The organism is Arhodomonas sp. KWT (assembly GCF_010993615.1).
In genome coordinates, this window is the sequence record NZ_WNXE01001076.1 from 1 (window position 1) to 551 (window position 551).

At 76.2% G+C, this 551-nt stretch carries 1 protein-coding gene; it reads right to left on the reverse strand.

The features are described 5' to 3' along the window. Window positions 1-551: GntR family transcriptional regulator (locus G7A99_RS24230; RefSeq protein ID WP_163144632.1), on the reverse strand; the 551-nt coding region annotated here is incomplete at both ends.

The window sequence follows — 551 nt, forward strand, 5'->3', positions numbered from 1 at the left end:
GGCAGGTGCCGCAGCCCCAGCCCGCGGGCGGCGGCGATCATCCCGGGATAGACCAGGCCCGCCGAGGCCACCGTCTCGCCGGGCCGGGCGACAGCCTGCAGCGCCATGTTGAGCCCGTGCAGCGCGCCGAGGCAGATCAGGCTGTGCCCGGCATCGATGCCGTAGCCCCAGCCCCGCAGCCAGCGGGCCAGCTCGGTTCGGTGACGCGGCAGCCCGGCCTCCGGGTGATAGCCGAGACACTCGGCGAGCGCCGCGTCGTCACCGGCCAGGTCGCGCAGGGCGTCGGCCAGCGCCGGCGTGCGGCCCATGGGCACAGGGAAGGCGAGACCGAAGTCGATGTCACCGTCCTCCGCCGCCGGGGCGACGCTGAACCCCTGCCCGGAGCCGTCCTGCGGCGAGCGGACGTACGTCCCGCTGCCCACCCGCGCACTGACCAGTCCGCGCCGCTCCGCCTCCGCATAGCCCCGCGTGACCGTGCCGACGGTCACGCCAAGGGCATCGGCCAGCGCGCGATGGGTGGGCAGCCGGTCGCCGACGGCCAGCTCGCCGGC